The 26,261-nt window shown below is 36.0% G+C and carries 26 protein-coding genes and 1 other annotated feature; of the genes, 25 read left to right on the top strand and 1 reads right to left on the bottom strand.

The genetic code is table 11. From position 1 onward, the window contains the following. Positions 1–13 precede the first annotated feature (13 nt). The 8 genes from BN52_RS05610 to mreD all read left to right on the top strand — a co-directional run bounded on the left by BN52_RS05610 (position 14) and on the right by mreD (position 8,798). Positions 14–718, top strand: a complete 705-nt coding sequence (locus BN52_RS05610; RefSeq protein WP_008473377.1) for a pseudouridine synthase — start codon at positions 14–16, stop codon at positions 716–718. 44 nt (positions 719–762) lie between these two features. Continuing rightward, positions 763–967 (top strand) — a binding site (T-box leader). 37 nt (positions 968–1,004) lie between these two features. Next, the gene (locus BN52_RS05605; protein ID WP_008473376.1) at positions 1,005–3,644 is read left to right on the top strand and encodes a valine--tRNA ligase; all 2,640 of its coding nucleotides are present in this window, start codon (positions 1,005–1,007) and stop codon (positions 3,642–3,644) included. Between the two features lies 1 nt (position 3,645). After that, positions 3,646–4,902 (top strand): bifunctional folylpolyglutamate synthase/dihydrofolate synthase, encoded by a 1,257-nt coding sequence (locus BN52_RS05600; protein WP_008473375.1) that lies wholly within the window; start codon positions 3,646–3,648, stop codon positions 4,900–4,902. A gap of 6 nt (positions 4,903–4,908) precedes the next feature. Further along, positions 4,909–5,580, top strand: a complete 672-nt coding sequence (locus BN52_RS05595) for an HAD family hydrolase (RefSeq protein ID WP_008473374.1) — start codon at positions 4,909–4,911, stop codon at positions 5,578–5,580. A gap of 55 nt (positions 5,581–5,635) precedes the next feature. Beyond that, positions 5,636–6,259 (top strand): JAB domain-containing protein, encoded by a 624-nt coding sequence (locus BN52_RS05590; protein WP_008473373.1) that lies wholly within the window; start codon positions 5,636–5,638, stop codon positions 6,257–6,259. A gap of 103 nt (positions 6,260–6,362) precedes the next feature. Further along, positions 6,363–7,367 carry a rod shape-determining protein gene (locus BN52_RS05585; RefSeq protein ID WP_008473371.1) on the top strand — a complete coding sequence of 335 codons (1,005 nt, stop codon included), beginning with the start codon at positions 6,363–6,365 and terminating at the stop codon, positions 7,365–7,367. Between the two features lie 46 nt (positions 7,368–7,413). Continuing rightward, positions 7,414–8,268 (top strand): rod shape-determining protein MreC, encoded by an 855-nt coding sequence (mreC, locus tag BN52_RS05580; RefSeq protein WP_040473437.1) that lies wholly within the window; start codon positions 7,414–7,416, stop codon positions 8,266–8,268. Next, positions 8,268–8,798: a rod shape-determining protein MreD gene (gene mreD, locus BN52_RS05575; protein ID WP_008473369.1), complete on the top strand. Its 531-nt coding sequence runs from the start codon at positions 8,268–8,270 to the stop codon at positions 8,796–8,798. The genes mreC and mreD overlap by 1 nt, the downstream gene beginning before the upstream one ends. Before the next feature lie 107 nt (positions 8,799–8,905). On the opposite strand, the gene BN52_RS09850 is transcribed toward mreD, so the two are convergent. Continuing rightward, positions 8,906–9,028 carry a DUF4044 domain-containing protein gene (locus BN52_RS09850; protein WP_008473368.1) on the bottom strand — a complete coding sequence of 41 codons (123 nt, stop codon included), beginning with the start codon at positions 9,026–9,028 and terminating at the stop codon, positions 8,906–8,908. A 91-nt stretch (positions 9,029–9,119) separates the two neighbouring features. On the opposite strand from BN52_RS09850, the gene BN52_RS05570 reads away from it, so the two are divergent. The 17 genes from BN52_RS05570 (at position 9,120) to BN52_RS05490 (ending at position 26,259) form a co-directional block, all read left to right on the top strand. After that, positions 9,120–9,452, top strand: a complete 333-nt coding sequence (locus BN52_RS05570) for a DUF3397 family protein (protein WP_008473367.1) — start codon at positions 9,120–9,122, stop codon at positions 9,450–9,452. A gap of 148 nt (positions 9,453–9,600) precedes the next feature. Continuing rightward, positions 9,601–10,032 carry a division/cell wall cluster transcriptional repressor MraZ gene (gene mraZ, locus BN52_RS05565; protein ID WP_008473366.1) on the top strand — a complete coding sequence of 144 codons (432 nt, stop codon included), beginning with the start codon at positions 9,601–9,603 and terminating at the stop codon, positions 10,030–10,032. Between the two features lie 4 nt (positions 10,033–10,036). Then, positions 10,037–10,984 carry a 16S rRNA (cytosine(1402)-N(4))-methyltransferase RsmH gene (rsmH, locus tag BN52_RS05560; RefSeq protein ID WP_008473365.1) on the top strand — a complete coding sequence of 316 codons (948 nt, stop codon included), beginning with the start codon at positions 10,037–10,039 and terminating at the stop codon, positions 10,982–10,984. 13 nt (positions 10,985–10,997) lie between these two features. Then, positions 10,998–11,360 carry a cell division protein FtsL gene (ftsL, locus tag BN52_RS05555; RefSeq protein WP_008473363.1) on the top strand — a complete coding sequence of 121 codons (363 nt, stop codon included), beginning with the start codon at positions 10,998–11,000 and terminating at the stop codon, positions 11,358–11,360. Next, complete coding sequence (locus tag BN52_RS05550) at positions 11,360–13,522, top strand: penicillin-binding transpeptidase domain-containing protein (RefSeq protein WP_008473361.1); 2,163 nt, start codon at positions 11,360–11,362, stop codon at positions 13,520–13,522. Before ftsL ends, BN52_RS05550 begins: the two co-directional genes overlap by 1 nt. 10 nt (positions 13,523–13,532) lie before the next feature. Then, positions 13,533–14,492 carry a phospho-N-acetylmuramoyl-pentapeptide-transferase gene (mraY, locus tag BN52_RS05545; protein ID WP_008473360.1) on the top strand — a complete coding sequence of 320 codons (960 nt, stop codon included), beginning with the start codon at positions 13,533–13,535 and terminating at the stop codon, positions 14,490–14,492. Positions 14,493–14,502: 10 nt separating this feature from the next. Further along, positions 14,503–15,882: a UDP-N-acetylmuramoyl-L-alanine--D-glutamate ligase gene (murD, locus tag BN52_RS05540; protein ID WP_008473359.1), complete on the top strand. Its 1,380-nt coding sequence runs from the start codon at positions 14,503–14,505 to the stop codon at positions 15,880–15,882. Between the two features lie 2 nt (positions 15,883–15,884). Continuing rightward, a complete protein-coding gene (gene murG / locus BN52_RS05535; RefSeq protein ID WP_008473358.1) occupies positions 15,885–16,991 on the top strand; it encodes an undecaprenyldiphospho-muramoylpentapeptide beta-N-acetylglucosaminyltransferase in 1,107 nt (368 codons plus the stop codon). Between the two features lie 17 nt (positions 16,992–17,008). Then, a complete protein-coding gene (locus BN52_RS05530) occupies positions 17,009–17,869 on the top strand; it encodes a cell division protein FtsQ/DivIB (RefSeq protein ID WP_040473430.1) in 861 nt (286 codons plus the stop codon). 63 nt (positions 17,870–17,932) lie between these two features. Further along, positions 17,933–19,285 (top strand): cell division protein FtsA, encoded by a 1,353-nt coding sequence (gene ftsA, locus BN52_RS05525; protein WP_008473356.1) that lies wholly within the window; start codon positions 17,933–17,935, stop codon positions 19,283–19,285. A 14-nt stretch (positions 19,286–19,299) separates the two neighbouring features. Beyond that, positions 19,300–20,625, top strand: a complete 1,326-nt coding sequence (gene ftsZ, locus BN52_RS05520) for a cell division protein FtsZ (RefSeq protein ID WP_008473354.1) — start codon at positions 19,300–19,302, stop codon at positions 20,623–20,625. A 15-nt stretch (positions 20,626–20,640) separates the two neighbouring features. Then, positions 20,641–21,075 (top strand): cell division protein SepF, encoded by a 435-nt coding sequence (locus BN52_RS05515; protein WP_008473353.1) that lies wholly within the window; start codon positions 20,641–20,643, stop codon positions 21,073–21,075. Continuing rightward, on the top strand, positions 21,075–21,371 hold the full coding sequence (locus tag BN52_RS05510; RefSeq protein WP_008473352.1) for a YggT family protein: 297 nt from the start codon (positions 21,075–21,077) through the stop codon (positions 21,369–21,371). The genes BN52_RS05515 and BN52_RS05510 overlap by 1 nt, the downstream gene beginning before the upstream one ends. A 51-nt stretch (positions 21,372–21,422) precedes the next feature. After that, complete coding sequence (locus tag BN52_RS05505) at positions 21,423–22,220, top strand: YlmH family RNA-binding protein (RefSeq protein WP_008473351.1); 798 nt, start codon at positions 21,423–21,425, stop codon at positions 22,218–22,220. A gap of 5 nt (positions 22,221–22,225) precedes the next feature. Beyond that, complete coding sequence (locus BN52_RS05500; protein ID WP_008473350.1) at positions 22,226–23,017, top strand: DivIVA domain-containing protein; 792 nt, start codon at positions 22,226–22,228, stop codon at positions 23,015–23,017. A 228-nt stretch (positions 23,018–23,245) separates the two neighbouring features. Then, positions 23,246–26,038, top strand: a complete 2,793-nt coding sequence (ileS, locus tag BN52_RS05495) for an isoleucine--tRNA ligase (RefSeq protein WP_008473349.1) — start codon at positions 23,246–23,248, stop codon at positions 26,036–26,038. After that, positions 26,038–26,259: a cold-shock protein gene (locus BN52_RS05490; RefSeq protein ID WP_008473348.1), complete on the top strand. Its 222-nt coding sequence runs from the start codon at positions 26,038–26,040 to the stop codon at positions 26,257–26,259. Before ileS ends, BN52_RS05490 begins: the two co-directional genes overlap by 1 nt. Positions 26,260–26,261: the final 2 nt, after the last annotated feature.

The following is a 26,261-nucleotide window of genomic DNA, read 5'->3' as shown; positions in this document are numbered from 1 at the left end:
TTTTGAGGATTTTATGCGAATTGACAAATACTTAGCAGATATGAATTTGGGATCAAGAAAAGAAGTTCATAATCTGTTAAAGAGCAAACAAGTTAAACTAAATGGTGAAATCGTAATTTCGCCTAAAACCCAAGTGGTGGAAGAGGATAAAATTGAAGTTGCAGGCAAACAAATTGCATATCAGGCACTGCATTATTTCTTGATGAATAAACCTAAAGGTGTTTTATCAGCTACAGAGGATTTGTATCAAAAAACAGTTATAGATTTGCTCAAGCCTTCAGATCGCTATCGTGGGCTAGCACCTGTTGGTAGGCTAGATAAAGATACTACAGGACTATTACTGATAACCAATGATGGACAATTGAATCATCAATTGTTATCACCCAAAAAACATGTTGAAAAAACTTATGAGGCACTTATTTCCGGAATACCGACTATCGGCACAATTGATGAATTTTCATCTGGCTTAATTTTACCGGATGGAACAAAATTACGACCTGCTAAGTTGAAAATCTTGCAGGTTAACGAAGAGAAGAAACTGGCTCGAATTGAGATCAAAATTGTTGAAGGAAAGTATCATCAAGTTAAGCGGATGTTTTTAGCAGTGGGAATGAAGGTGTTAGAGCTAAACCGATTAACTATGGGAAATTTGACCTTGCCATTAACGCTTAAGCGTGGTGAATATGTAGAAATAACCAAAGATGACATTGTTGGATAAAAAATTAAAGCTTTAACAGCTGTTAATAACATGCTATAATCTTACACAAAGCAATGATCAAGAGGGATCACTCGTTAATTTACAGAGAACAACCAGTTTGCTGAGAGGTTGGAGAGTTGATTTGTAGCTTGATAGCTGATTAGCTGAAATTAGTAGGTTAATCCGGTCACTTTACGCCGTTATCGTTTATGAGTGAAACATTTTTATGTTTAATTATAGGTGGTACCGCGGTAGATAATCGTCCTAGACAAATATTGTCTAGGACTTTTTTTATGGAGGATTTTTAATGACAGAATTAGCACCTAAATACAATCCTAATGAGGTTGAAAAGGGTAGATATCAAACCTGGTTAGATGAAGACCTTTTTAAGCCATCTGGTGATAAAAAGGCTCACCCATATGCAATTGTTATTCCCCCACCAAATGTAACTGGTAAGTTGCACTTGGGACATGCTTGGGATACAGCGATTCAAGATACTTTAATTCGTTTGAAGAGAATGCAAGGATACGACACCTTGTATCTTCCAGGAATGGACCATGCTGGTATTGCCACCCAAGCTAAAGTTGAAGCACGTTTGCGCGAACAAGGCTTAGATCGTCATGAATTAGGACGAGAAAAGTTTTTAAAGCAAGTTTGGGACTGGAAAGATGAATATGCCAACATTATCAAAGGTCAATGGGCAAAAATGGGTCTATCGCTTGATTATTCTCGTGAACGCTTTACCCTTGATAAAGGACTTTCTCAAGCAGTTAAGAAAGTTTTTGTTCAACTTTATAATGAAGGCCTGATTTATCGTGGTGAATACATTATCAATTGGGATCCAAAACTTGAAACGGCTCTAAGTGATATTGAAGTTATTCACAAGGACGACAAGGGAGCATTTTACCACATTAAATATCCATTTGCTGATGGTTCTGGCTTTGTAGAAATTGCAACTACCCGTCCTGAAACGATGTTCGGTGATACTGCAGTTGCTGTAGCTCCTGGAGATGAAAGATACAAGGATCTTGTTGGAAAAGAATTGGTCTTGCCATTAGTTGGTCGTCATATTCCTATTATTGAAGACCAACATGTTGATCCTGAATTTGGAACTGGTTTAGTAAAAATCACTCCTGCACATGACCCTAATGACTTCCTAGTAGGTAATCGTCATAATTTGAAACGAATCAATGTCATGAATGATAACGGCACTATGAATGAAGAATGTAGCAAATATGCTGGCATGGATCGTTTTGACTGTCGTGAAGCTTTGGTTAAAGATCTTGATGAAGCTGGATATTTGATCAAGATTGAACCAATCGTTCACTCTGTTGGTCACTCAGAAAGATCAGGAGTACAAGTAGAACCTCGCCTTTCCAAGCAATGGTTTGTTAAGATGAAGCCTTTAGCTGATCGAGTTCTTGAAAATCAAAAGAGCGAAGGAAAGGTAAACTTCGTTCCTGAAAGATTCGAACAAACTTTAAATCATTGGATGGAAAATGTTCATGATTGGGTTATTTCACGTCAATTGTGGTGGGGTCATCGAATTCCGGCTTGGTACAATAAACAAACTGGTGAAACATATGTTGGTGTAGAGGCACCTAAGGATATAGAAAGCTGGGAACAAGATCCAGACGTTTTGGATACTTGGTTCTCTAGTGCTTTGTGGCCATTTTCAACATTAGGTTGGCCAGATGAAAAGTCTGAAGATTTTAAACGTTATTTCCCAACTAATGCTCTTGTTACTGGATACGATATTATTTTCTTCTGGGTTTCAAGAATGATTTTCCAAAGCTTGCATTTTACTAATAAGCGACCATTTAATGATGTTGTTCTTCACGGATTAATGCGTGATCCAGAAGGAAGAAAAATGTCTAAGTCCCTAGGCAATGGGGTAGATCCAATGGATGTTGTTGACAAGTATGGTGCAGATGCGTTACGTTGGTTCTTATTGAACGGTACCGCTCCTGGACAAGATACAAGATATGATCCTAAGAAATTATCAGCAGCTTGGAATTTTATCAACAAGATTTGGAATGCATCTAGATTCGTGATTATGAACTTGCCAGAGAATGCGAAGCCTGCGCATCTTCCAGATACTAGCAAGTTTGATTTAGCAGATAGCTGGATTTTTGATCGCTTGAATCATACCGTTAAAGAAGTAAACCGTTTATTTGACGAATATCAATTTGGTGAAGCTGGTCGTGAAGCATATAACTTTATTTGGAACGATTTCTGTGACTGGTACATTGAAATTAGTAAGGTCGCATTAAATGGTAATGACGAGGAATTAAAGCAAAGAAAACAAGATAATTTAATTTGGATTCTTGATCAAATTCTTCGTATGCTTCATCCAATTATGCCATTTGTAACTGAAAAATTATGGTTATCAATGCCACACGAAGGCAAATCAATTATGGTGGCAGAGTATCCAACTGTTCATCCAGAATTTGATAATGAAGAAGCCGATAATCAAATGGCCTTCTTGATTGAAGTAATCAAAGCGGTAAGAAATATAAGAATGGAAGTTAACGCTCAACTTTCTTCATCGATTGATATCATGATTCAATTAGATGATGAGGCTAATAAGCGAATCTTGCTTGAAAATACTGACTACGTTGATAACTTCTTGCATCCTAAGAATTTAACAGTTGATACTAAGATTACGGCACCGAAATTAGCTAAGACAGCAGTTATTACTGGGGCACAAATTTTTGTTCCTTTAGCTGAATTAGTAAATGTTGACGAAGAAATTGCAAAAATGGAAGCCGAAGAACAACGATTAGTATCTGAGGTTGAACGTGCAACTAAGAAGTTAGCCAATGAAGGCTTCGTTGCCCATGCTCCTGAAGCTGTTGTTGCCAAAGAGAAAGAAAAGAAGGCAGATTACGAAAGCCAATTGGCAGGAGTAAGAGAAAGAATTCAAGAATTGAAGGAAAGCAAATAAAGTGAATTTTTCAACCAAAGATGAAATGCTTTCCCATCTTTATTCGTTGCCTCATTTACATCCTAAAAATGATCTGACTTATATCAAAAAAGTTTTGCATCAGTTAGGTGATCCACAAAAACTAGTCAAGATAGTTCATGTAACCGGAACAAATGGCAAAGGTTCTACTACGTATTATTTGAATAGTTTATTAAAAAAGGCCGGCATGAAAACTGGCCTTTTTGTTTCACCGTATATAAAAGAGTTTAATGAGCGCATTCAGATAAATGGAGAAAACATCCCAGATCAAGCATTGATAGCACTAGCAAATCAAGTTGAAGTTGCTATTGGAGAATTGAGAAAGATTGATCCAGAATTCTCATTGGTAACTTTTGAATATGAGGTTGCATTGGCATTTCTATACTTTGCACAGAGTAAGTGTGATTATGCAGTAATTGAAGTTGGAATTGGAGGGATGCATGACAAAACCAATGTTGTGGATCCAGAAGTTAGTGTGATTACTACTATTGGACTTGATCATGAACAGATCATTGGTCCTACGCTTGCAGATATTGCTCACGAAAAAAGTGGCATTATTAAGCACCATCGTCCAGTAGTTTTAGGGAAAATCCCTAATTCGGTGAAGGAAATAATTGCTGAAAAAGTTGTAAAAGAAAAAACGATAGCTTACGAATTAGGCAAAGATTTTGATGTTGCCTTAACGACAGAACTTAATTATTCATTTGGTGAAACCAAGCTAGATTTTACTTTAAGACCCGTAGTCGAGGCTTATGATATTGGGATAGCAGTTACGGCATTTAGGTTGTTGAATATACCTTTAACTGAAGCAAAAATCAGAGAAGCAATTGATACTACAGTAATTCCTGGGCGCTATCAAATTATTAGTCAAAAACCCTTAATTATTCTTGATGGGGCACATAATGTACAAGCAATGAAAAATCTGTTGCAATTTATTCATCAATATAAAGTAAATACCAATACAAAGATCAAAATATTGGTTACAATGATGAAGGATAAGGATTTAGATGATCTATTTGCATTGTTTGCTGATACTGATCAAGTAGTTCTTACTTCAATACCATATCCAAGAGCAGCTAAGTTAGCTGATTTTCCTATGCAGGCAAGGGGAAAATACCCATATATTGAAGATTATAATTTAGCATTTTCAACGATTGTAAATGAGCTACGTCAAGATGATATTTTTTTGGTAACTGGTTCATTTTATCTAGTAGGTGCTGTTTTAAATAGTTTGAGGTAATAGCATATGCAATTAAATGGTATAGGCAATAAGGAAATATTAGGAGCAATTTTTGATCTTGATGGGTTGTTAGTTGACTCTGAAAATTTATATTGGAAAGCCAATATTCAAGCCGCTAAGGAAGAAAAGCTAGATATTCCAGAGGATTCATATTTAAAACTTGCTGGGGCAACTATTAAAGAGATGGAAGAGTTCTATCATCAGTATTTCCCTACAGAGCAACTTAGAGACAATTTTATAAAGCGAACCGATGATCTTGTGTGGCAATGGACTGATGAGGGCAAATTGCAATTAAAGCCAGGTGCGCAAGCAATATTAGATAAATTTCACCAGGCCAAGGTTCATATGACAATTGCTTCGAGCAACTATGATACTGTAGTGCAACATGCTATTTGGACTACAGGAATTCGCAATTACTTTGATTTTTATTTAAGTTATCGTGATGTCAAAGAAAAGAATATTAAAGCTAAACCTGCTCCGGATATATATTTATTAGCAGCCCAAAAATTGAATATTCCAAAAGATAATTTGATTGTCTTTGAAGATTCACCAACAGGTGTAGAAGCAGCTTATAATGCAGGAATCGATGTTATTATGATTCCAGATTTATTGCCAGCATCGACTGTTGAAAAACAAAGAGCTAAAAAGATTTGCAAAAATTTTTTGGAACTTTTGTAAAATAAAAAATAAAAATTGCGATTTTTTGCGTACTTAATATATAGGAGGTTTTTTTATGAAAAAAATAAATCACTATAATTTAAGTACTGACATCGAATTAATCGGTCAGGTAGGCTTCATGTTGGAGCAGCAAGGAATTAGCAGTTTAGACAAGTTATTGCAAAAATTGGAAGATAAGAATATCTCTAGTTTTGAACAATTACTAAATTACGTTAGTGGTCCTGAGTGTGAATCTAAAATTGCTATTGCAATTGAAGAATTGATGGATCGGATTCGAATGTCTGAGCCGAAAAGACAGACGATTTTTCGTTCGAGCAGAGAAGTAGGGTCATATTTAGCCAATAAGTTAACTGGGCGTAAGCAAGAAGAATTTTGGGCTTTCTATATTGATAATGGTAGCCATATTGTAGCGGAAAAGATGATCTCGAAGGGAACGTTAGATCGATCTTTTGCCCATCCTAGAGATGTTTTCCGTTGGGCGGTAATGTATAATTGCTCTGGAATCATTGTGGTTCATAACCACCCTAGTGGAAGGCTTGAGCCTTCTCCAAGTGATTTAAAGTTGACAAGAGATTTGAAAAAAGCCGCAAATCTACTTAAGATTAACTTATTAGATCATTTTATTGTGGGTAAAGGACAGTATTTCAGTATGCAAGAAAATCAAATGTTTGACGATTAATTCCTTTAATATTCGTTAAAATTTGTTAGATAATCGGTTTTATTCTTAGTTTATGCTATAATTATTCAAGATTTAGAGTCCGCAAATTAAGGAGAGATTTTTTGTGTTTGGATTAGGTTCAAAAAATATTGGTATTGACTTGGGAACGGCCAATACGCTTGTCTATATGGAAGGCAAAGGGATTGTATTAAGAGAACCATCTGTAGTTGCTAAGAATACCCAAAGTGGGGATGTAATTGCAGTTGGTTCAGAAGCTAAAGAAATGATTGGTAGAACACCAGGAAGTATCCGTGCAATTCGCCCTATGAAGGATGGTGTAATTGCGGATTATGATACTACTGCTGCAATGTTAAAATACTTCATGGAAAAGACTGTTGGTAATTCTAAGCCTTCAGTGATGATTTGTGTACCTTCTGGGGTTACTGAAGTTGAAAAAAGAGCAGTAATCGATGCAGCTCGTGTTGCTGGTGCCCGTGAAGCTTTTGTAATTGAAGAACCATTTGCTGCTGCAATTGGCGCTGGTTTACCAGTTATGGATCCAACTGGGTCTATGGTAGTTGATATTGGTGGTGGTACTACTGATGTTGCAACAATTTCTCTTGGTGGTATTGTTTCATCAACTTCAATCAGACAAGCGGGCGACAAGTTTAATACTTCGATTATCAATTATGTTCATTCTAAGTTTAATCTTTTGATTGGTGAAAGAACCGCTGAAGATATTAAGATTCAAATTGGTTCAGCTTCAATTGAAAAATCAAAAGAAATCGAAGCTATGAATATTAGAGGTCGTGATTTAGTTACTGGTTTGCCTAAATCAATTGAAATTGAAGCAGTTGATGTTGCAACTGCAATTCAAGATGTTGTTCAAGATATTATAGTTGCAATTAAGGAGACTTTGGAACAAACATCACCAGAAATCGCAGCTGACGTTATTGACCATGGTATTGTTTTAACAGGTGGTGGCGCTCTACTTAAGAACTTACCTGAAGTGATTTCTGAAGCAACTAAAGTTCCAGTATTTATTGCACAAGATCCACTTGATTGTGTTGCAATTGGTACTGGCGAATCACTTAAGAATATCGAAGTAATGCGTCGAAGTCGTAAATAATATTTAAACCGGCGTAAGGCCGGTTTTTATTTTGGGATCATATGGTATGAAGAAATTTTTACAAAACAAAAAATTATTAACTGCTGTTATGATCGTATTTGTTTTTTTGGCTGTTCTTGGTGGTAGTGTAAGTTTGCGGAATAAACGAAATACGCCATTTTTAATTCAAAGTTTGGGTAATGATGTTGTTGCTATTGGTTCAAAAATTGTAAACGTGCCAGTAAGTATAATTTCTGGAGGATTAACAAACGTAGATCAGTTGCTGAAACTGCAAAAAGAAAATGATTATCTCAAAAGCCAGGTAACTGATTTAGGACAAACTAAGGCTAGAAATCAGAGCTTAGAAGCTGAAAATCAACAATTGCGATCAGCATTAAAAATGAAAAGCACATTGACCGGCTATCAGCCAATAAATGCAACTGTAATTTCAAGATCTTCTGATACTTGGTCTGATTTACTTGTAATTGATAAAGGAGCCACATCAGGCGTTAAAAAGAACCAAGCGGTTATGAGTAATGGTGGCGTAATAGGACGAATAATTGAGGTTAATGCGGCTTCAGCAAAAGTAGAATTGATAACTACAACGGATAAATCAGCTAATCGTTTTGCAGTCCAAGCTACAGCAGGCAATGGAAAACAAGTTCACGGAATTATTACGGTAGATTCAAATGGCAATTTAGCTTTAACTCAAGTGATTGATAGCTTGAAGTTGAAACAAGGAACTAGGGTTTATACTAGTGGAATGGGTGGCAATTCACCTAAAGGCCTTTTGATTGGAACGGTTGCTAAAACAACTAGAGATCAATTTGGCTTGTCAAATTTAATCAGAATCAAACCTGCAGGGGAAATCGATGATCCTTCGGTTGTAACAGTAATTAATAGAGAGGCGGCTGCCAACTAATGCGTACCTTTCGTAAATGGATTTTGGCACTTCTTTTATTAGGTGCAATTGTTCTTGATGGCACTTGTTCGCTTTATTTAAACCGACTGTTTAATTTTACGGTAAGCAGTTCTCTATTACTGGTAGGGGTAATATTGATAGGATTACTTGACGATATTAACGAAAAAGAAGTTTGGCTTGCGTTGGGAGCAGGAATAGTAGCTGACTTGTTTAACTTTGGCTTTTTAGGGATCTATACCTTTTTCTTGCCAATAATTTGTTGGTTAAGTCAAAAGATTGCACGCTATTGGCCAGAGATTTGGTTAGCCCGATTGATGGTTGCAATAGGTGGGACGGTACTTTTCGATGCATATACTTGGCTTATTTTCAATGCAACGGGTATTATTTCAACTTCAGTTAAACAGCTTTTGATGAGCATTCCTGGGACAATTGGGTCGGCGATTATCTTTTTTGTGGTTAGTTATTGGCTATGGGAAAGAATGATTCGAAATTATCCATTTTTAGTTGATTTATCGGCCTATCGACAATAAGTGTCGAAAAAATAAACAACTGTTTATCAAAGTATAAGAAAAGCAGGTAGCAAATTGAATTAATGCTACCTGCTTATTTGTTTGATAAAATTAAAACCGCTGCTTGTTTAAAGCCAACCTAATGCACTTAAAGCTTGAAAAACAACACCTAAAATAGTAACTAAGGCCATTAAAAGTGCCATAAAAATGGTTAATTTTTCAAATTTTGATCTTTTCTTTCTGCGAGCCATTGAAAAACCTCCTACTGAAAGATATTTTATGATGAAAAGCTATTTTTTTCAATTATGTAAAAGGATAAAATAGAAACATGGAGGATTTTTCATGCTAGTGTTAATTTTTTTATTGCCGATTTGTGGATTGGGCATTTCTTTTCTGATTAATACGTTATTACCTAAAGCTCAGTTTAGTGGCTCAGATTTATTACCAATTTTTTTCTTACCAGCATGTAGTTACATAACTAAAATGCAACATCGGCCATCGTTTTTACCTTACGGCTTTTTGTTCTTTTTTATTTTGGTAGTTTGGATAACAGTTGAGGCTGCGATAAAAAATAAAAATTTATCGCTAACTAAGACTTTATATGATATTTGGAAATACTTAAGTCTATGTTCAGTGTTTTGGTATATAGGTTTGCTATTCACTATGATGGTATAAAAACTTCGATTAAGTTTATTTTTTTCGAAGTTTTTTTATTTTTCAATCCTAAGGTGTAAAAAGCAAAAAAAAAAACAGCTTTTTTTGTGGTTTAAGTGGTAGGAAGTGGGGAATTGTGGTAAATTATTCATTGGAAGGGGGCTAGACCATGTTCATGGGTGAGTATCAGCACAACTTGGACGATAAAGGTCGGTTAATTATACCAGCTAAAATTCGTAATCAAGTTGGTGCAAAAATGGTGTTCACTAGAGGGATGGAAGGCTGCATTTTTGGCTACTCGATTGATGAGTGGCAAAAAATTGAAGCCAAATTAGCGAAACTTCCGTTGACGAAGAGAAATGTACGTGCTTTTATGCGCTTATTTTACTCTGGTGCGATGGAATGCGAGTTCGACAAGCAAGGGCGTGTTAATCTGACCACGACATTAAAAGAGCATGCCGGGCTTACAAAAGAATGTATCATTATAGGTGTTTCAAACCGAATTGAAATTTGGTCGCTTGAAAAGTGGACCGAGTTTTCAAATCAAGCAAACGACGACTATGATGAAATCGCAGAAAATTTGGATGATATTGAACTATAAAAATATGGAATTCAAGCACACCAGTGTTCTCTTACACGAAACAATAGACAATTTAAAACCGAAAAACGATGGTCTTTATGTCGATGCCACTTTTGGTGGAGGCGGGCATGCTAGATATTTACTTAGCAAGCTACAAAGCGGAACGTTGATTGGTTTTGATCAAGATGAATATGCAATTCAAGCAGCAGAGTTAAACTTTGCTGATTTATTGCAAAATGGAAGCAATCCAAGGTTGAAATTAGTCCATGACAATTTTAGTCATCTTAAGGAAAATCTGGTTGAGCTAGGTTACTCTGATGGAATTGATGGAATATATTACGACTTGGGTGTGTCTTCACCACAATTTGATCAAGCTGATCGAGGATTTTCGTATCGCTTCGATGCACGACTTGATATGAGAATGGATCAAAGCCAAGAACTTGATGCTTATAAGATAGTCAATACATATGACCAAAAAGAAATAGCTAAAATACTGTTCAAGTTTGGCGATGAAAAATTTTCTCGTCAAATAGCTCGAAAAATAGTTGAAGCAAGATCGCATCAACCGATTGAAACAACATTTCAATTGGTAGATATTATTAAAGATGCAATTCCTGCTTATGCAAGACGAACAGGAGGACATCCTGCAAAGAAGAGTTTTCAGGCTTTAAGAGTGGCTGTGAATCATGAATTGGAAGTTTTACAAACTTCTCTTGAAGAAGCTATTGAAATGCTTAAGCCTGGTGGAAGAATAAGTGTCATTACTTTTCAATCGGATGAAGATAAAATCGTTAAAAGGATTTTTAAGAAATATTCAGAAGTAGAAGTACCGAGAGGTATGCCGGTGATCCCTGAAAACTTAAAACCAACGTTAAAGTTGGTTAACCGGAAACCGATCATTGCTTCTACAGAAGAACTTGAAAACAACAACCGCTCACACAGTGCAAAATTAAGGGTTGCAGAGAAGATATGATGAGGGAAGAATAATGGCTGATAGTTCTGCTAGAAATTATGAGGTTGAATCCGAAAAAGAAGTCGAATTCACGCAGGAAAGACAACGGGTTTATAATCCACGTTATGTTCGTTGGACTTTTTTTGAGAGAATGTTAGTTGTTCTTGGAAGCGTCGTTTCAATTGGAATGATAGTTTTCTTGATTTCTTCAAGTATTACTGCAGCCTCCACTCAGCAACAGTTGAGTGATATCCAGCAGTCAATTTCGAAGAATCAAAATGAAGTGACTGATCTAAGACAACAGATCGGCGAGTTAACTTCAACTACTAGATTAAACAAGATAGCTCGTGAAAAAGGTCTGACGTTAATAGATAAAAACATTAGGACAATTCGCTAATGAAAAAGAAAAAGAGTAATTTAAAATTACAAAAATCCAAAGCCCACGACTACCGCTTTACGGTGGGGAGAATTCTCCAATTAGCCGTGGCTTTGGTTTTTCTTATATTTATGGGAAGATTTTTGTATATTGGGATCTCTAAAACGATCAAAGGGCAAGATATATCTGCTAGAACCGAACAACTTTATCATCGCAATGAGGTGATTAAGGCAACGCGGGGAACGATTTATGATCGTAATGGCTTGGCAATTGCAGAAGATTCACATTTATATACAATCTATGCAATTCTTGATAAATCATCAATAAATTATAAGAATCAGCCAGAATATGTTGTAGATAAAGAAAAAACTGCTCAAAAATTAGCAACAGTTTTACCTATATCCGAGACGCAGATTTTAAAATATCTGAACCCACCGAAAAAGGCATTTCAAGTTCAATTTGGTAGCAGTGGTAGTGGTTTAACCAAAAGTCAGAAAAATCAAATTGAAAATATGAAACTACCAGGTATTAAGTTTATAGAAACGCCTTCAAGACTTTATCCTAATGGTAATTTTGCCTCACATATCATCGGGTTATCGCAACCTGTTTATGATAAAAAAGGGAACATTAATCTTGTTGGAACAATGGGACTAGAGGCTTGGTATAACGATATCTTGACTGGTAAAGATGGCTATCGGATTTCTGCAGTTGATGCTTCTAACAATCAAATTGCTAACAATAGTCAAACATATAAGGCTCCGAAAAATGGAGATAATTTATATCTAACTTTAGATTCACAATTACAAAGTTTTTTGGAAACCAGGCTTTCTGAAGTTCAAAGTAAATATGATCCTGTAAGTATGACGGTGGTGGTCGAGGATATGAAAACTGGGAAAGTATTGGCAGCTTCTCAAAGACCTACGTTTAATCCTCAAACTAAAAAAGGCTTGACTAACTCCTATCGGAATATTTTGGTTCAAGATACTTATGAACCTGGTTCCGTCTTTAAGATTTTAACACTAGCTGCTTTAGTAGATAGCGGACACTACATGCCTAATACTTATTACAATTCAGGATCAGTTGTAGTTGGTGGCGCTACTATTCACGACTGGTTAAGATCAGGATGGGGAAGTATTCCTTATTGGCAAGCCTTTGCTAGATCAAGTAATACTGGTTTTGTTCATCTTGAACAGCAAATGGGTAGTAAGACTTGGAAGAAATATTTAAACCGTTTCAGAATTGGTAAAAAGACTGGCGTAACATTACCAGGTGAACAGGCAGGAATGTTGTCATTTGGTACAGTAACTGATCAAGCAGCAACTAGTTTTGGCCAAGGTGTCAATGTGAATGTTATGCAAATGATGCAAGCATTCAGTAGTTTGGGCAATGATGGTCAAATGGTAAAACCACAATTTGTTGATAAGATTACTGATAGTGACGGTAATACCATTAAGGGCTATCAGACTCAGAAAGTCGGTAATCCGGTTTATAGCGCAAAAACACGGAAAGTATTAATTGATAATATGAAGCGTGTTTTAAGTAAGAGCATCGGTACAGGTTATGCATATAAAATGACAGGACAAAGCATCGCTATTAAAACGGGTACAGCACAGATTGCAAATCCCAAAGGTGGTGGTTACTTTACAGGAAATAGTAACTACATCTTTTCAGTTGTAGGAGTAACTCCTACAAAGGATCCTCGTTATTGTGTTTATATTACGATGAAGCAACCAAGAAGAATGAGTGATCCTGCAGAAACAATTTTAGCTTCAATTTTCAAGCCGTTAATGAATCGTGTGATCATTATGTCACAGAATAATCAAGCCCCTGAATTAACGGCAACCGTTCCTAAATTAAAAGATTTAACAGTAACGCAAGCTAAAACAAGGTTAACCAGTTTGGGCTTAAATCTTTATAAGTTAGGTTCTGGAAATAAAGTTCTTGCTCAAGGAATTAAAGCCTCACAGAAGGCTGAGAATGGTGCTAAAGTGTTTGTTTTGACTTCTGGTAGTTTGAAGATGCCTACCATGAAGGGCTGGTCAATTGAAGATGTGCATCAATTCTCAAATCTAACTGGTATTAAGGTCACTCTAAAAGGTAGTGGCAAAGTTTATCATCAAAATATTAGTCCGGGAACGATTCTCAAATCTAATAGCAAATTGAAGATCAATTTAAAGGAGTAGATATATAAAAATGGTTATAAGTATTGTGGCAATGGTTAGTTCACTGGTTTTAACAGCGATATTTTTACCGTGGCTGATTATCTTTATGCGGTCACATCATGAAGGACAAGAAATTCGTGATGAGGGCCCCAAGTGGCATCAAAAAAAATCGGGTACGCCTACAATGGGAGGAACAATTTTTGTTCTTGCCGCTGTAATTTCAACAGTTTGGGTGGCTGCATGGCAACATCAATTTACCAAAATTAGTTTAATTTTATTAATTTCTTTGTTAGGATATGGCATTATCGGTTTTCTTGATGATGGGATTAAGTTGTACTTTAAACGCAATCTTGGTCTTCGTGCATGGCAAAAACTGGCACTTCAAATAATTATTGCTGCAGTTATCGTAGCTATTTCTTTAAGTGATGGTTTCAAGTTCAGTCTATTTATTCCATTTGTTGGAAATGTAAATAATTTAGCAATTTTTGTTTTATTTTTGATTTTTTGGTTAGTGGGATACTCCAACGCTGTTAACTTATCTGATGGTTTAGATGGCTTAGCAACGGGGCTTTCAATTATTGCTTACGGTACTTATTCATACATTGCTTATCAAGAGCATAATCAAGCGGTATTATTGTTCTGTATGAGTGTAATTGGTGGATTGATTACATTCTTTATCTTTAATCATAAGCCTGCCAAAATCTTCATGGGGGATGCTGGATCTTTAGCTTTAGGTGGTGGTTTAGCTGCTGTAAGCATCTTCTTAAATCGTCCATGGTCACTTTTGTTAATTGGGATAGTATTTGTATGTGAAACCGCTAGTGTTATTTTGCAAGTCATATCTTTTAAGACTACGGGAAAACGTATTTTCAAAATGACACCAATTCATCACCATTTTGAAATGATGCACTGGTCTGAATGGAAAGTTGACATTGTATTTTGGTTAGTGGGTTTGATTGGTAGTTTAGTTTATATAATGATTTGGGGATAAAAAAGCAAAGATGAAAACGACAAACAAGTTTGAAAACAAAAAAGTACTTATCTTAGGTTTAGGTAAAAGTGGTTTTGCGGTAAGTAATTTATTGTTAAAACTTGGTTCAAAATTGACTTTGAATGATAAAGCTGATTTGACAAATAATGACCAAGCTAAGGAATTAGAAGCAAGTGGCGTAAGAGTTATAGGAGGATATCATCCACTTGATCTGTTCGATCAAGAAAAATTTGATTTTATGGTCAAAAATCCGGGTATTCCCTATGACAATCCAATGGTTAAAAAGGCTGAAGAAGTTGGTTTACCAATTTATACTGAACCAGAAATTGCCTTAACCGTTAGTGAAGCACCATATGTTTGCGTAACTGGTTCTAACGGTAAAACCACAACAGTGATGTTAACCCAGCAGATTCTTGATCATCATTTACAAAAATTAGGTCATCATGCATATGCAGTTGGAAATATTGGCGTCCCAATTTCTGATGTAGTACAAAAAGCAACCAAGGATGATATTTTAGTTGTTGAGATTTCAAGTTTCCAATTATTAGGTGTAAAAGACATCAAGCCAAAAGTAGCAGCTATTGTTGACATTTATAATAATGTTCACTTGGATTATCATAAGAGCTTTGAAAATTATGTAGATGCCAAATTGCGAATTACACAATCGCAGACAGAAGCAGACTACTTTATTGCCAATTTCGATCAAAAGGATATTCTTGAAAAAGAAAAAGAGCGTACACAAGCTAAGATTGTTACTTTTTCTGAAAGTGATTCAAGTGCAGATTTATATATTGGAAATGAATTTTTGTTTAGTCATAAAAAAGAAGTTATTAAGAAAGCAGATGTAAAGCTTCCAGGCGTGCATAATCAACAGAATTGTCTAGTTGCAATTGCTATTTCTCAGATTATGGGTGCTGAAAATGATGATATTAAAGCCGTTTTAACTACTTTCGGTGGCGCTAAACATCGTCTACAATACGTTATGACTTTAGAAGGTCGCAAAATTTACAATGATTCAAAATCTACTAACATAGAGGCTGCTAGTGTTGCTATTCCAGCATTTGATGTCCCAGAGGTATGGATTGCTGGTGGTCTTGATCGTGGTTTTGTATTTGATGAATTAGTACCTCTAATCAAAAAACATGTTAAATCAGTTGTTTTGTATGGAGAAACTAGATATCTCTTAGCTGATGCTGCAAGAAAAGCAGGTGTCAAAGAGATCGTGATTGTAAATACTTTACAGGAAGCAGTACCTAGAGCATATGAATTATCTGAAGAAGGGGATGTAATTCTCTTTTCACCAGCTAATGCTTCTTGGGATCAATTCAGGACTTTTGAAGATCGTGGAGATTATTTCGTAAAATTTGTGAAGGAATTAAAGACTAAGTAATCATGAGAGTAATTTTTACTGGTGGCGGTACAGGTGGCCACATCTACCCAATAATGGCAATCATTGAACGATTAGAACAAACCGGAATAGCTGATAAATCAGAAATTTTGTTTGTTGGGACAGAAAAAGGCTTGGAATCGAAAATTGTTCCTGCAGCAGGGATAAATTTCAAAACTATCAAGATCCGGGGCTTTAATCGGAAACACCCGTTAAAGAACTTTGAGACAATCGATTTATTTATCAAGGCAACAAAGCGAGCAAGAGAGATTATAACTGAATTTAAACCGGATGTTGTTTTGGGAACGGGTGGTTATGTTTCGGGAGCAATGGTTTATGAAGCAGCAAAAATGCATATTCCAACATTAATTCATGAATCAAATTCTGTAGTTGGTTTAGCTAATAAATTCTTGGGACATTATGTTGATCGAATTTGTTATAGTTTTGATGACGCTGCAAAACAGTTTTCTGAAAAAAATAAACTTGTAAAAACGGGTAATCCGCGATCACAGCAAGTTCTAGGATTGCATAGCAATGATGTTGATATCAAAAAAGAATTAGAGTTGAATCCTGAAATGCCAACAGTTCTGGTTTTTGGGGGATCTCGTGGTGCATTAGCAATTAATCGCATCATGTTGCAATCATTAACTGAGTTGAAAGAAAAGCCATATCAAATTATTTGGGCTACTGGAACTTATTACTATGATGCAGTTATGAAAAAGTTGGAAAATTTTGATTTAGGAAAATATATCAAAGTCTTGCCATATATCAAAAATATGCCAGCTGTTCTTCCTCAAGTTACTTGTGTAGTTTCGAGATCAGGCGCAACTAGCATTGCTGAATTTACTGCTTTAGGTGTTCCGGCAATCTTAATTCCAAGTCCAAATGTTACTCATAACCATCAAATGAAGAACGCACAAGATTTGGAAAAAGCAGGAGCTGCTTTGGTATTACCAGAAGATGATTTAAATGCTAATAATTTTGTTTCATCAATTGACCACATTTTATTAGATGACAAATATGCAAAAGAAATGTCTTTGAATTCTAAAAAGTTAGGCGTTCCGGATGCGGCAGATCAAGTAATCAAGGTTATGCAAGAAATTAAGCACTAATGAAAGGAGTGAGGCAGATGGCTAAAGAGAAAAAAACGGTAACAAAAATTGATCCAAGAAAGGAATTGTCACCATATCTAAATCATATTTCTGATAGGCAAAAAAAGAAGAGTAAGAAGCCTAAACTATCTACCTCACTTTCAAAATTACGCTATGAAAGACGAAAATCTTTATCTATCAATTTAGGTATTATTCTAGGCGTATCATTTATTGCTATTTTATGTTTAGGATATTATGTTTCTCCATTAGCTAATATCAGCGTGGTTCAAGTGTTAGGTGCTGAAGATTTACCATCTAAACAGCTGGTTCAAAATTCAGGCATAAATGCAAGTGATAAAGTAGTAACATATACTTCACATAAGCAAAAACTAACTAAGCGATTATCAGGTAAGTATCCAGAAATTAAGCAGATTTCGGTAAGTGTTAAAAATTTAAATCAATTAGTTTTGAATGTTAAGGAGTACGAGGCAATAGGCTTTATCAAAGATGGTGATCGCTATCGGAAAATTCTTTCAAATGGCAAGATAGGTAGTCAATCATTAGCTTGGTCAGAGATTAATCAGGATAAGCCAATATTTATTGGCTATAGCCACAAAGTCTCGCTTAAAGATGATTTGAAATTGTTTAATAGCTTTCCTGATGAATTTCGTAATCAAGTTAAGTTACTTAGTGCCAGCACAAAGCGAAGGACGCAAATAATACTAGTAATGAAGGATGGCAATGTAATAATTGGAAATATTGATACACTTGGAAATAAAATTCAATACTATGATATTATTAAGAAAAAAGCTGGTAAAAATAGCTTAATTGATTTTGAAATTGGTGCATTCAGTAGACCGCTTAATTCACACGAAAAAAAGGCTTTTGGCATATCTTAAGCTGTCAAGATTCAAGATTTATGTTAAACTTTTTTTGGGGCAGTTATTAATGGGGGCTTAACTTTGGATAATTCAAATTTGTTGGTGGGCATTGATATTGGAACCACCACTATAAAAGCAGTTGTAGCCGATTCCGGAAAAGTTATTGGGGCAGTTACTACTCCAAATACAGGAATGCGGCATGGTGAAATTGTAGATATCGATCAAACAGCTTCAGCTATAAGCAGAGCTTTGCGAGAAGTTGCAGAAAAGACTAATACCAGTATTTATAACGTTATTATTGGAATACCCGTAGGCATGATCCAAATGGAAAGTGCAGCTGGGATTACTACAGTTGGCGAAAAAGGTACTGAAATAGGTGATGCCGATGTAATTCGTGTTTTACAGGCGGCAATTAAGTCTGCAGTTAAAGATGGTCGTGGTCCAATATCGTTTTTACCAAATCATTTTATTATTGATGGGAAAACTGAAGTTGATGATCCGCGTAAGATGATCGCACATTCTTTGGCTGTAAGAGGTATTTTGTTAACGGCGCCTTCTGGACCACTCCACAACATTCGCAAGGCAATTGAGCGTGCAGGATACAAGAATAGTTTCTTTGTTCCTACACCTTTAGCGATTGCAAGTGTAGCATTAGAAGAAAGCGAAAGAACTTTTGGATCGATTATTTTAGATCTTGGTGGAGGTACCACAACAGCAACAGTAATTCGTGAAGGACAGATTAAGTACGCAAAGGTTGACCTTGAAGGCGGTAGCGATATTACTAACGATATTTCTGTTGTTTTAAGTACATCCAAAAAAGATGCCGAACAAATAAAGTTGGATTATGGATATGCTGATCTTTCCCAAGCATCTGATAAGGACCAATTCGCTGTTAATAGTGTAAATGGTCAGAGTATGGTGACTGAAGCATATTTAAGCAAGATTATTAATGCCCGCTTAATGCAAATGCTTAGTAGAGTTGGAAAGGGATTAGCCAAATCTAATGCTCTTAAGCTCCCAGGCGGAATTGTTATTACTGGTGGTACAAGTTTGCTTGTTGGAATTGATAAGTTAACTTCTGAAGTTTTAGGAACGAAGACCAGAATATATCAACCGACTCAAATGGGTATGAGAAACCCAATTTATGCAGCTTCGTATGGTATTATTAACTATGCTAATAGCTTATCCGATATTGATAATTTAGTAAATCAAGCGTTATACGGTGAAACTATTACTAAAAAAGCAGTAAGGGTTCAAAGCGAACAAATAGAGAAAAATTCGAAAAGAACTGCTGCGACTAGTGAAAGTGAAGCAAAATTAGCTTATAATAATAAAAAAGCAGGACATTCAGAGTCTTCGCGTAAACAACAAGCAAAAGATACAAAAAATAGAACTAGAAGCGTCAAGGATTTCTTCAAAAAGTTCTTTGATTAAAGGTGGTTAAGTAGATGGATTTTACATTCGATTCAGATGACAATAAAAATGCTGTCATTAAAGTAATCGGTGTTGGTGGAGCCGGTGGTAACGCAGTTAACAGAATGATTGATGACGGCGTACAAGGAGTTTCCTTCATTGCTGCCAATACTGATGTACAAGCACTAAATAGTAATAAAGCTGAAGATAAAATACAATTAGGACCTAAATTAACTAGAGGTTTAGGTGCTGGTTCACACCCTGAAGTAGGCCAAAAAGCAGCTGAAGAAAGTGAACAAACAATTGAAGATGCACTTAAGGGTGCAGATATGATTTTCATTACTGCTGGTATGGGAGGCGGAACTGGAACTGGTGCTGCACCTGTAGTAGCTAAAATTGCTCGTGAAACTGGTGCTTTAACTGTAGGCGTTGTTACACGTCCTTTCAGTTTTGAAGGCCCAAAGCGTGCTAAAAACGCTACTGATGGAATTACGCAATTAAAGCAATATGTTGATACTCTTGTTATTATCGCCAATAACCGTTTGTTAGAAATGGTTGATAAGAAGACACCTATGATGGATGCTTTTAAGGAAGCTGATAACGTCCTTAAGCAAGGTGTTCAAGGTATATCAGATTTGATTACTTCAACCGACTACGTAAACTTGGACTTCGCTGATGTTAAGACAGTTATGGAGAACCAAGGTGCAGCACTAATGGGTATTGGTAGAGCTAGTGGTGAAAACAGAACTGTTGAAGCTACTAAATTGGCTATTTCATCTCCATTATTGGAAGTTTCAATCGATGGAGCTAAACAAGTATTGCTTAACATCACAGGTGGACCAGATCTTACTTTGTTTGAAGCTCAAGATGCTTCAGAAATTGTTTCTAAGGCTGCAGGGGATGATGTTAACATTATCTTCGGTACGTCAATCAATCCAAATCTTGGGGATGAAGTTGTAGTTACTGTAATTGCAACAGGTATTGATTCTGAAATTGAAGAAAAGCGCTCTAGTGACTTACCTGGTCATGGTCAACAAGTTTCTGCACGTAGTGTAGCTAAAACTGTTGAACCAGCTAAAGAAAAGCCTGTTGCATCAAACGCAGAGCCAGTAAATTCTGATAATGGCGAATTTCATCGTGCTGTTCCACACGAACCTATGATTGATAACCCAACTGATGTTTGGGGCTTAGATGATAATCAATCTGCAAGAAGAACTCGTGTAACTCAAAATAGTAACAGTAATTTTGATGCATTTGATGATAATGATCAAGCATCTAACATCCCACAAATAGAAACTAGTGCTGCAGACGATGATGATAATAATGACATTCCATTTCTTAAGCACCGTGGTGAAAACTAGTTAGGAGCAGGAACAATGGCTTTTGATAAATTAGGAAAATTTCTCGGTATTTCTGATGATGAGGAATTCGATGAGGAAGAATATGTTCAACAGGACAATTCTGACAACAATCAAATCCCATTAAATTCGATTAATCATAACAATGTTGTTTCGATTAAATCAGGAATTGATGCGGCTAAAAGTCAAATTGTTTTGTACGAACCACGTGTATATTCTGATGCCAAGGATGTAGCGCAAAATTTACTTAAGAATAAGGCTGTAGTCATTAATTTTAGCCGTATGGAGGATGGAGCAGCCAGACGAGTAGTTGATTTTATTACTGGCACGATCTATGCTTTGAATGGCGAAATTCAAAGAATCGGTGATAAGATTTTTCTTGCCACTCCACCAAAGTTCCAAACTGATGGCAAAATTAGTGAATTAATCGATAAAAAGGATAATTTGAACTAATGGTAGCATACTATGTTGTGATAACTTTACAGTACATTCTTTGGTTGTACTCAATATTTATCGTAATTGATGCAATAATGAGCTGGTTACCATTTCTTGCAAATTCGACTTTAGGTAGATTATTGGATAAAATTGTTGATCCATATCTAAACCTCTTTAGGCAAGGACCAATAAGGAAGTTAGCATTTGCTACTGGAATCGATGTTTCAGCAGTGATTGGATTGTTTATACTTTACTTTATTCAAAATTATGCGTTAAATTGGCTATTTAATATTTTGTATAAAATTTTAGGTTAATAAAAGCGAGGTTTTGCCTCGCTTTTATTTTTGAGAAAGGTATTGAGTATTATGAAGGAGAAGAGTCGAGCATGGTTTTATCAACAATATGGTAAAACTAAAGAAATAGATGACTTAATTGCCCTATATAATCAAGTTGAATATCATGACAATGACCTATTAACCGACTTTTTAGATCCAGGACAAATTCATATTTTAAGAGAAATAATTGGCAATGAATTTTTTATAGATGACTTTGGTGGTTATCCTGATGCTGAAAAGAGACGAGTTTATATTAGTGAACGTGATTCAGAAATAAAACCTGAAGATTTTCAAATAACCGCATTTGAAGTTGAGTATGCTAATAAGTTTATTCAATTACGTCATAGCGACATTCTGGGAAGTTTGGCAAACAGCGGGATTGAATTAGGGACTTTTGGTGATATTATTCATGATGAATCCGGTCGATGGCAATTTTTCGCTAAAACAGAGCTTAGGCCATTTTTCCTTGAGCAAATTGATCGGATCGGTCGAAACAAGGTGCGAATTAGAGAGGTTGCTGGCAAAGAAATCATTATTCCCGAAGATACCTCCATTGAAAAAGATGAAATAGTTTCATCATTGCGACTTGACTCAATCTTAGCCGGTATTTCTCGACTTAGCAGAACAAAAATAAAAGATGTAATTGAACAAGGTGATGTTAAATTAAATTGGCTTGAAACTAGGAATTCTAATATAATAATTAAGGTAGATGATATAATCAGTTTACGTCATTTTGGTAGAATAAAAGTAGTCGAAATTACGACAACTAGAAAAGGTAAATTTAAGGTGGTGCTAAAACATTGGCAAGCGAAAAAAAGATACAATTAACTCCTATGGACATTCATAATAAGGAATTTAAACATCGTGGTCGGTCTGGCTATGATCGTTATGAAGTTGATAGTTATTTAGATCAAATTGTAGATTCATATGGTGATGCGCTTGATGAAGTAGTTGATTTGAAAAATCAAAATGTAACTTTGACCGAACAAGTTCATCAATTAGAACAAAAATTAGCAGATTTTGAACAAAAAAGGTCAGAATTAAACGAGGTTCTGATTTCTGCCCAAAAGTCTGCTAATGAATTGAAAGCTTCCGCTCAAAAAGAAGCAGAACGAATTATTCAAGAAGCAAAAAAACAAGCAGAAACTGATACAAATTATCAACGTCAACAACAAGAAGTTATTAAGTCTGATTATGAGCGTCTAAAAGAGGAGATTGGTAGTTTTAGAAATCATATTCAAGATATGCTTCAAAAACAAATTGATAGTCTATCAGACGATGAGTGGCAAAGAGCACTTGATAAGTTTTATCATACAGAAAGATTCTATCCAGGGGATGGTTCTGAACCATTACCAACTGTCGAAAGTCAAGATGACGAATTTCGTCGTGAAGCCGAATTGGATGAAGAATTTGGCGAGGAAGAACCAGATGTTATTGACAAAGATGACTTAGATGACTTAAACTCTACTCAAGAGCCTGAAGAAACTGATGAACAACCAGAGATACTGACTGGTGATAGTCCAAGTCATGAATCTGTTAATCATATAGCAGATCCTGAACCTGAATTAAATCCCAGTGCTGGACCAGTAATTGTTTTTCCAGATGATTACAAGAATCATAATTAAATAAATCGACAGTAAAAGTTGAGGCAAATCAGCGAGCTAATGATGGTGAAAGATTAGCATAAGAGCCATAGACTTGATCAGCTGTCAGTAGATTTATTCGTCTGTTGCACGATACGCAATGATAAGTGGAGCAGTTTGCTCAATTTAGGTGGTACCACGGTTAACCTCGTCCTAATCTTAGGACGAGGTTTTTAATTTATTCCGTGGCTTAGTAAGGGAAGGAAAACTATGAAAATAAAGGAAACCTTGAATTTAGGAAAAACTAAATTCAAAATGCGTGGAAACTTACCTGTTCGCGAAGCTGAATGGGAAAAAGAATGGGAAGACAACAAGCTGTATGAACAACGCTTGAAGTTAAATCAAGGAAATCCAAGATTTGATTTACATGATGGCCCTCCGTTTGCCAATGGTAATATCCATATGGGGCACTCTTTAAATAAGATTTCTAAAGATATTATTGTTCGTTATAAGAACATGAGAGGCTTCTATGCTCCTTTCGTTCCTGGTTGGGATACTCATGGACTTCCAATTGAACAACAATTGGCAAAACAAGGCGTAGATCGTAAAACTATGGATCGCGCAAAGTATCGTGAACTTTGCCGTCAATTTGCAATGGAACAAATTGAAAAGCAAAGAACCGATTTCAAGCGACTAGGAATCTTAGCTGATTGGGATCACCCATATATCACTTTACAACCTGAATTTGAAGCTGAAGAAATCCGGGTATTTGGCAAGATGTTTGAAAAAGGCTATATCTACAAAGGTAAAAAGCCAGTGTACTGGTCATGGTCAAGTGAATCAACTTTGGCTGAAGCAGAAGTTGAATATCATGATGTAAAGTCCCCTAATATCTATGTTGCTTTTCCAGTTAAAGATGGCAAAGGAATTTTAGATACTGAAAATACTTACTTCATTATCTGGACTACTACTCCATGGACAATTCCAGCCAACTTAGGTATTTCTGTTAATCCACAATTTGACTATTCAGTAGTTCAAGTAGGCGACAAGAAGTACGTTGTTGGTACTAGTCGCCTCGAAGCAGTTGCAGAAACTTTGGGCTGGGAAAATTATGAAGTAGTGCAACATCTTAAAGGTTCAGAGATGGATCGCATGGTTGCCAAACACCCACTTTATGATCAAGATAGTTTAGTTATGACTGGTATGCATGTAACCGCTGATGATGGTACTGGTCTAGTTCATACTGCACCAGGTTTTGGTGAAGACGACTTCAATGTTGGACAAAGATACGGTTTACCAGTATTTAGTCCAATTGACAATAAGGGATGCTTTACTGATGAAGTTCCAGATCCTGATTTGGTTGGTATGTTTTATGATGATGCAAATAAAGTAGTTGTTGAAAAATTAGAGGCAGTAGGTGCATTACTAAAATTAAGCTTCTTTACGCACTCATACCCACATGACTGGAGAACTAAGAAACCGGTTATTTTTAGAGCAACAACACAATGGTTTGCTTCAATTTCAAAATTTAGAAATGAAATCCTTGATGAAATTAATAAAGCAAGCTTTATGCCATCATGGGGTCAAACTCGTCTATATAATATGATCAAGGATCGTGGTGACTGGGTAATATCCCGTCAACGTGCATGGGGCGTTCCATTACCAATTTTTTATGCAGAAGATGGAACTCCAATCGTTACACCAGAAACAATTGAACACCTAGCAAAAATTGTTGAAAAAGAGGGTACTAATGCCTGGTACACTCATACTGCTGAGGAATTATTACCAGAAGGATTTACAAGCGAACACTCTCCAAATGGTAAGTTTACCAAGGAGCAAGATATTCTTGATGTGTGGTTCGATTCAGGTTCTTCTTGGGCAGGTGTAATGAAGAATCGCGACAATTTGAATTATCCTGCAGATTTGTATCTAGAAGGTTCAGATCAATACCGTGGATGGTTTAATTCTAGTTTGATTACTTCAGTAGCAACACAAGGCAAAGCACCATATAAGCAAGTTCTGTCACAAGGATTCGTTTTGGATGATAAGGGTCACAAGATGTCTAAGTCACTTGGAAATGTAATTTCTCCAAATGATGTAATTAAAAAGATGGGTGCTGAAATTATTCGTCTTTGGGTAGCTCAAGCTGATACTACTTCAGATGTTGCTGTTTCATATGATATTTTGAATCAAGCGGCTGAAAGCTACCGTAAGATCAGAAATACCTTCAGATATATGTTAGCTAATACGTCTGATTTTGATCCTGAAACTGATCGCGTAGTCTATGATGATTTACGTTCAGTAGACCAATATCTTGAAGTTAAGTTAAATGATTTAGTTAAGTCATGTCTTGATGCTTATGATAGATTTGATTTCACTACTGTTTTCAAGCAAGTCTTTAAATTTATTTCAAATGATTTATCTGCTTTCTACTTAGACTTTGCTAAGGATGTCCTATACATTGAAGCACAAAACAGTAAAGAAAGAAGATCTATGCAAACTGTTATTTACGATGCAGCAGTTAAATTGGCTAAGGTCTTGACTCCAATTTTGCCACACACAATGGAAGAGATTTGGGGCTTCTTACATGAAAAAGAAGCATATATTCAATTGACCAATATGCCAGAAGTTGAAACTTATGCTAACCATGATGAATTATTAGCAGATTGGCAACAATTTATGGCAGTCAGAGATGATGTCTTAAAGGCTCTTGAAGAAGCTAGAAATGCCAAACTAATTGGTAAATCATTTGAAGCTGCTGTTACTTTATATCCATCAGAAGAAGTTCGTGAATTATTAGCCAAGTTGAATTCTGATTCAGAGTTAAGAGAAATTTTGATCGTCTCCAAATTGACTATTTCTTCAGAAGATGCTCCAGCATCAGCAACAAATTATGAAAATGTTGCTGTATCAGTTGAACCAGCTGAAGGTGAAGAATGTCCACGTTGTCGTATGATTAGAACGGATCTTGGTGAAGATAAAGATTTACCACAACTTTGTGGTCGTTGTGCCAAAATTGTGCGTGAAAACTTCCCTGAAGCACTTGAAGAAGGATTAGAATAATGCGTCAAGGAACGGTAAAACAATTTGATGCTAATAGTTCTTTTGGCTTCATTGAGGACGATCAAAACCATAAGTCTTATTTCGTTTTTTATACGGCAATTAAGGAAGAGGGCTATCGTCGCTTGGAAGTTGGACAAAGGGTGCAGTATCAATTAGCTCAAGGAAAAAATGGCCTTCAGTGTGTAAATGTTTATTTAGCCGATAGCAATGTAAAGGACTAATT

Source organism: Lactobacillus gigeriorum DSM 23908 = CRBIP 24.85 (assembly GCF_000296855.1).
GTDB classification, from domain to species: Bacteria; Bacillota; Bacilli; order Lactobacillales; family Lactobacillaceae; genus Lactobacillus; species Lactobacillus gigeriorum.
Note: the sequence above shows the minus strand (reverse complement) of the source record. Positions and strands in the feature narration are given on the sequence as shown.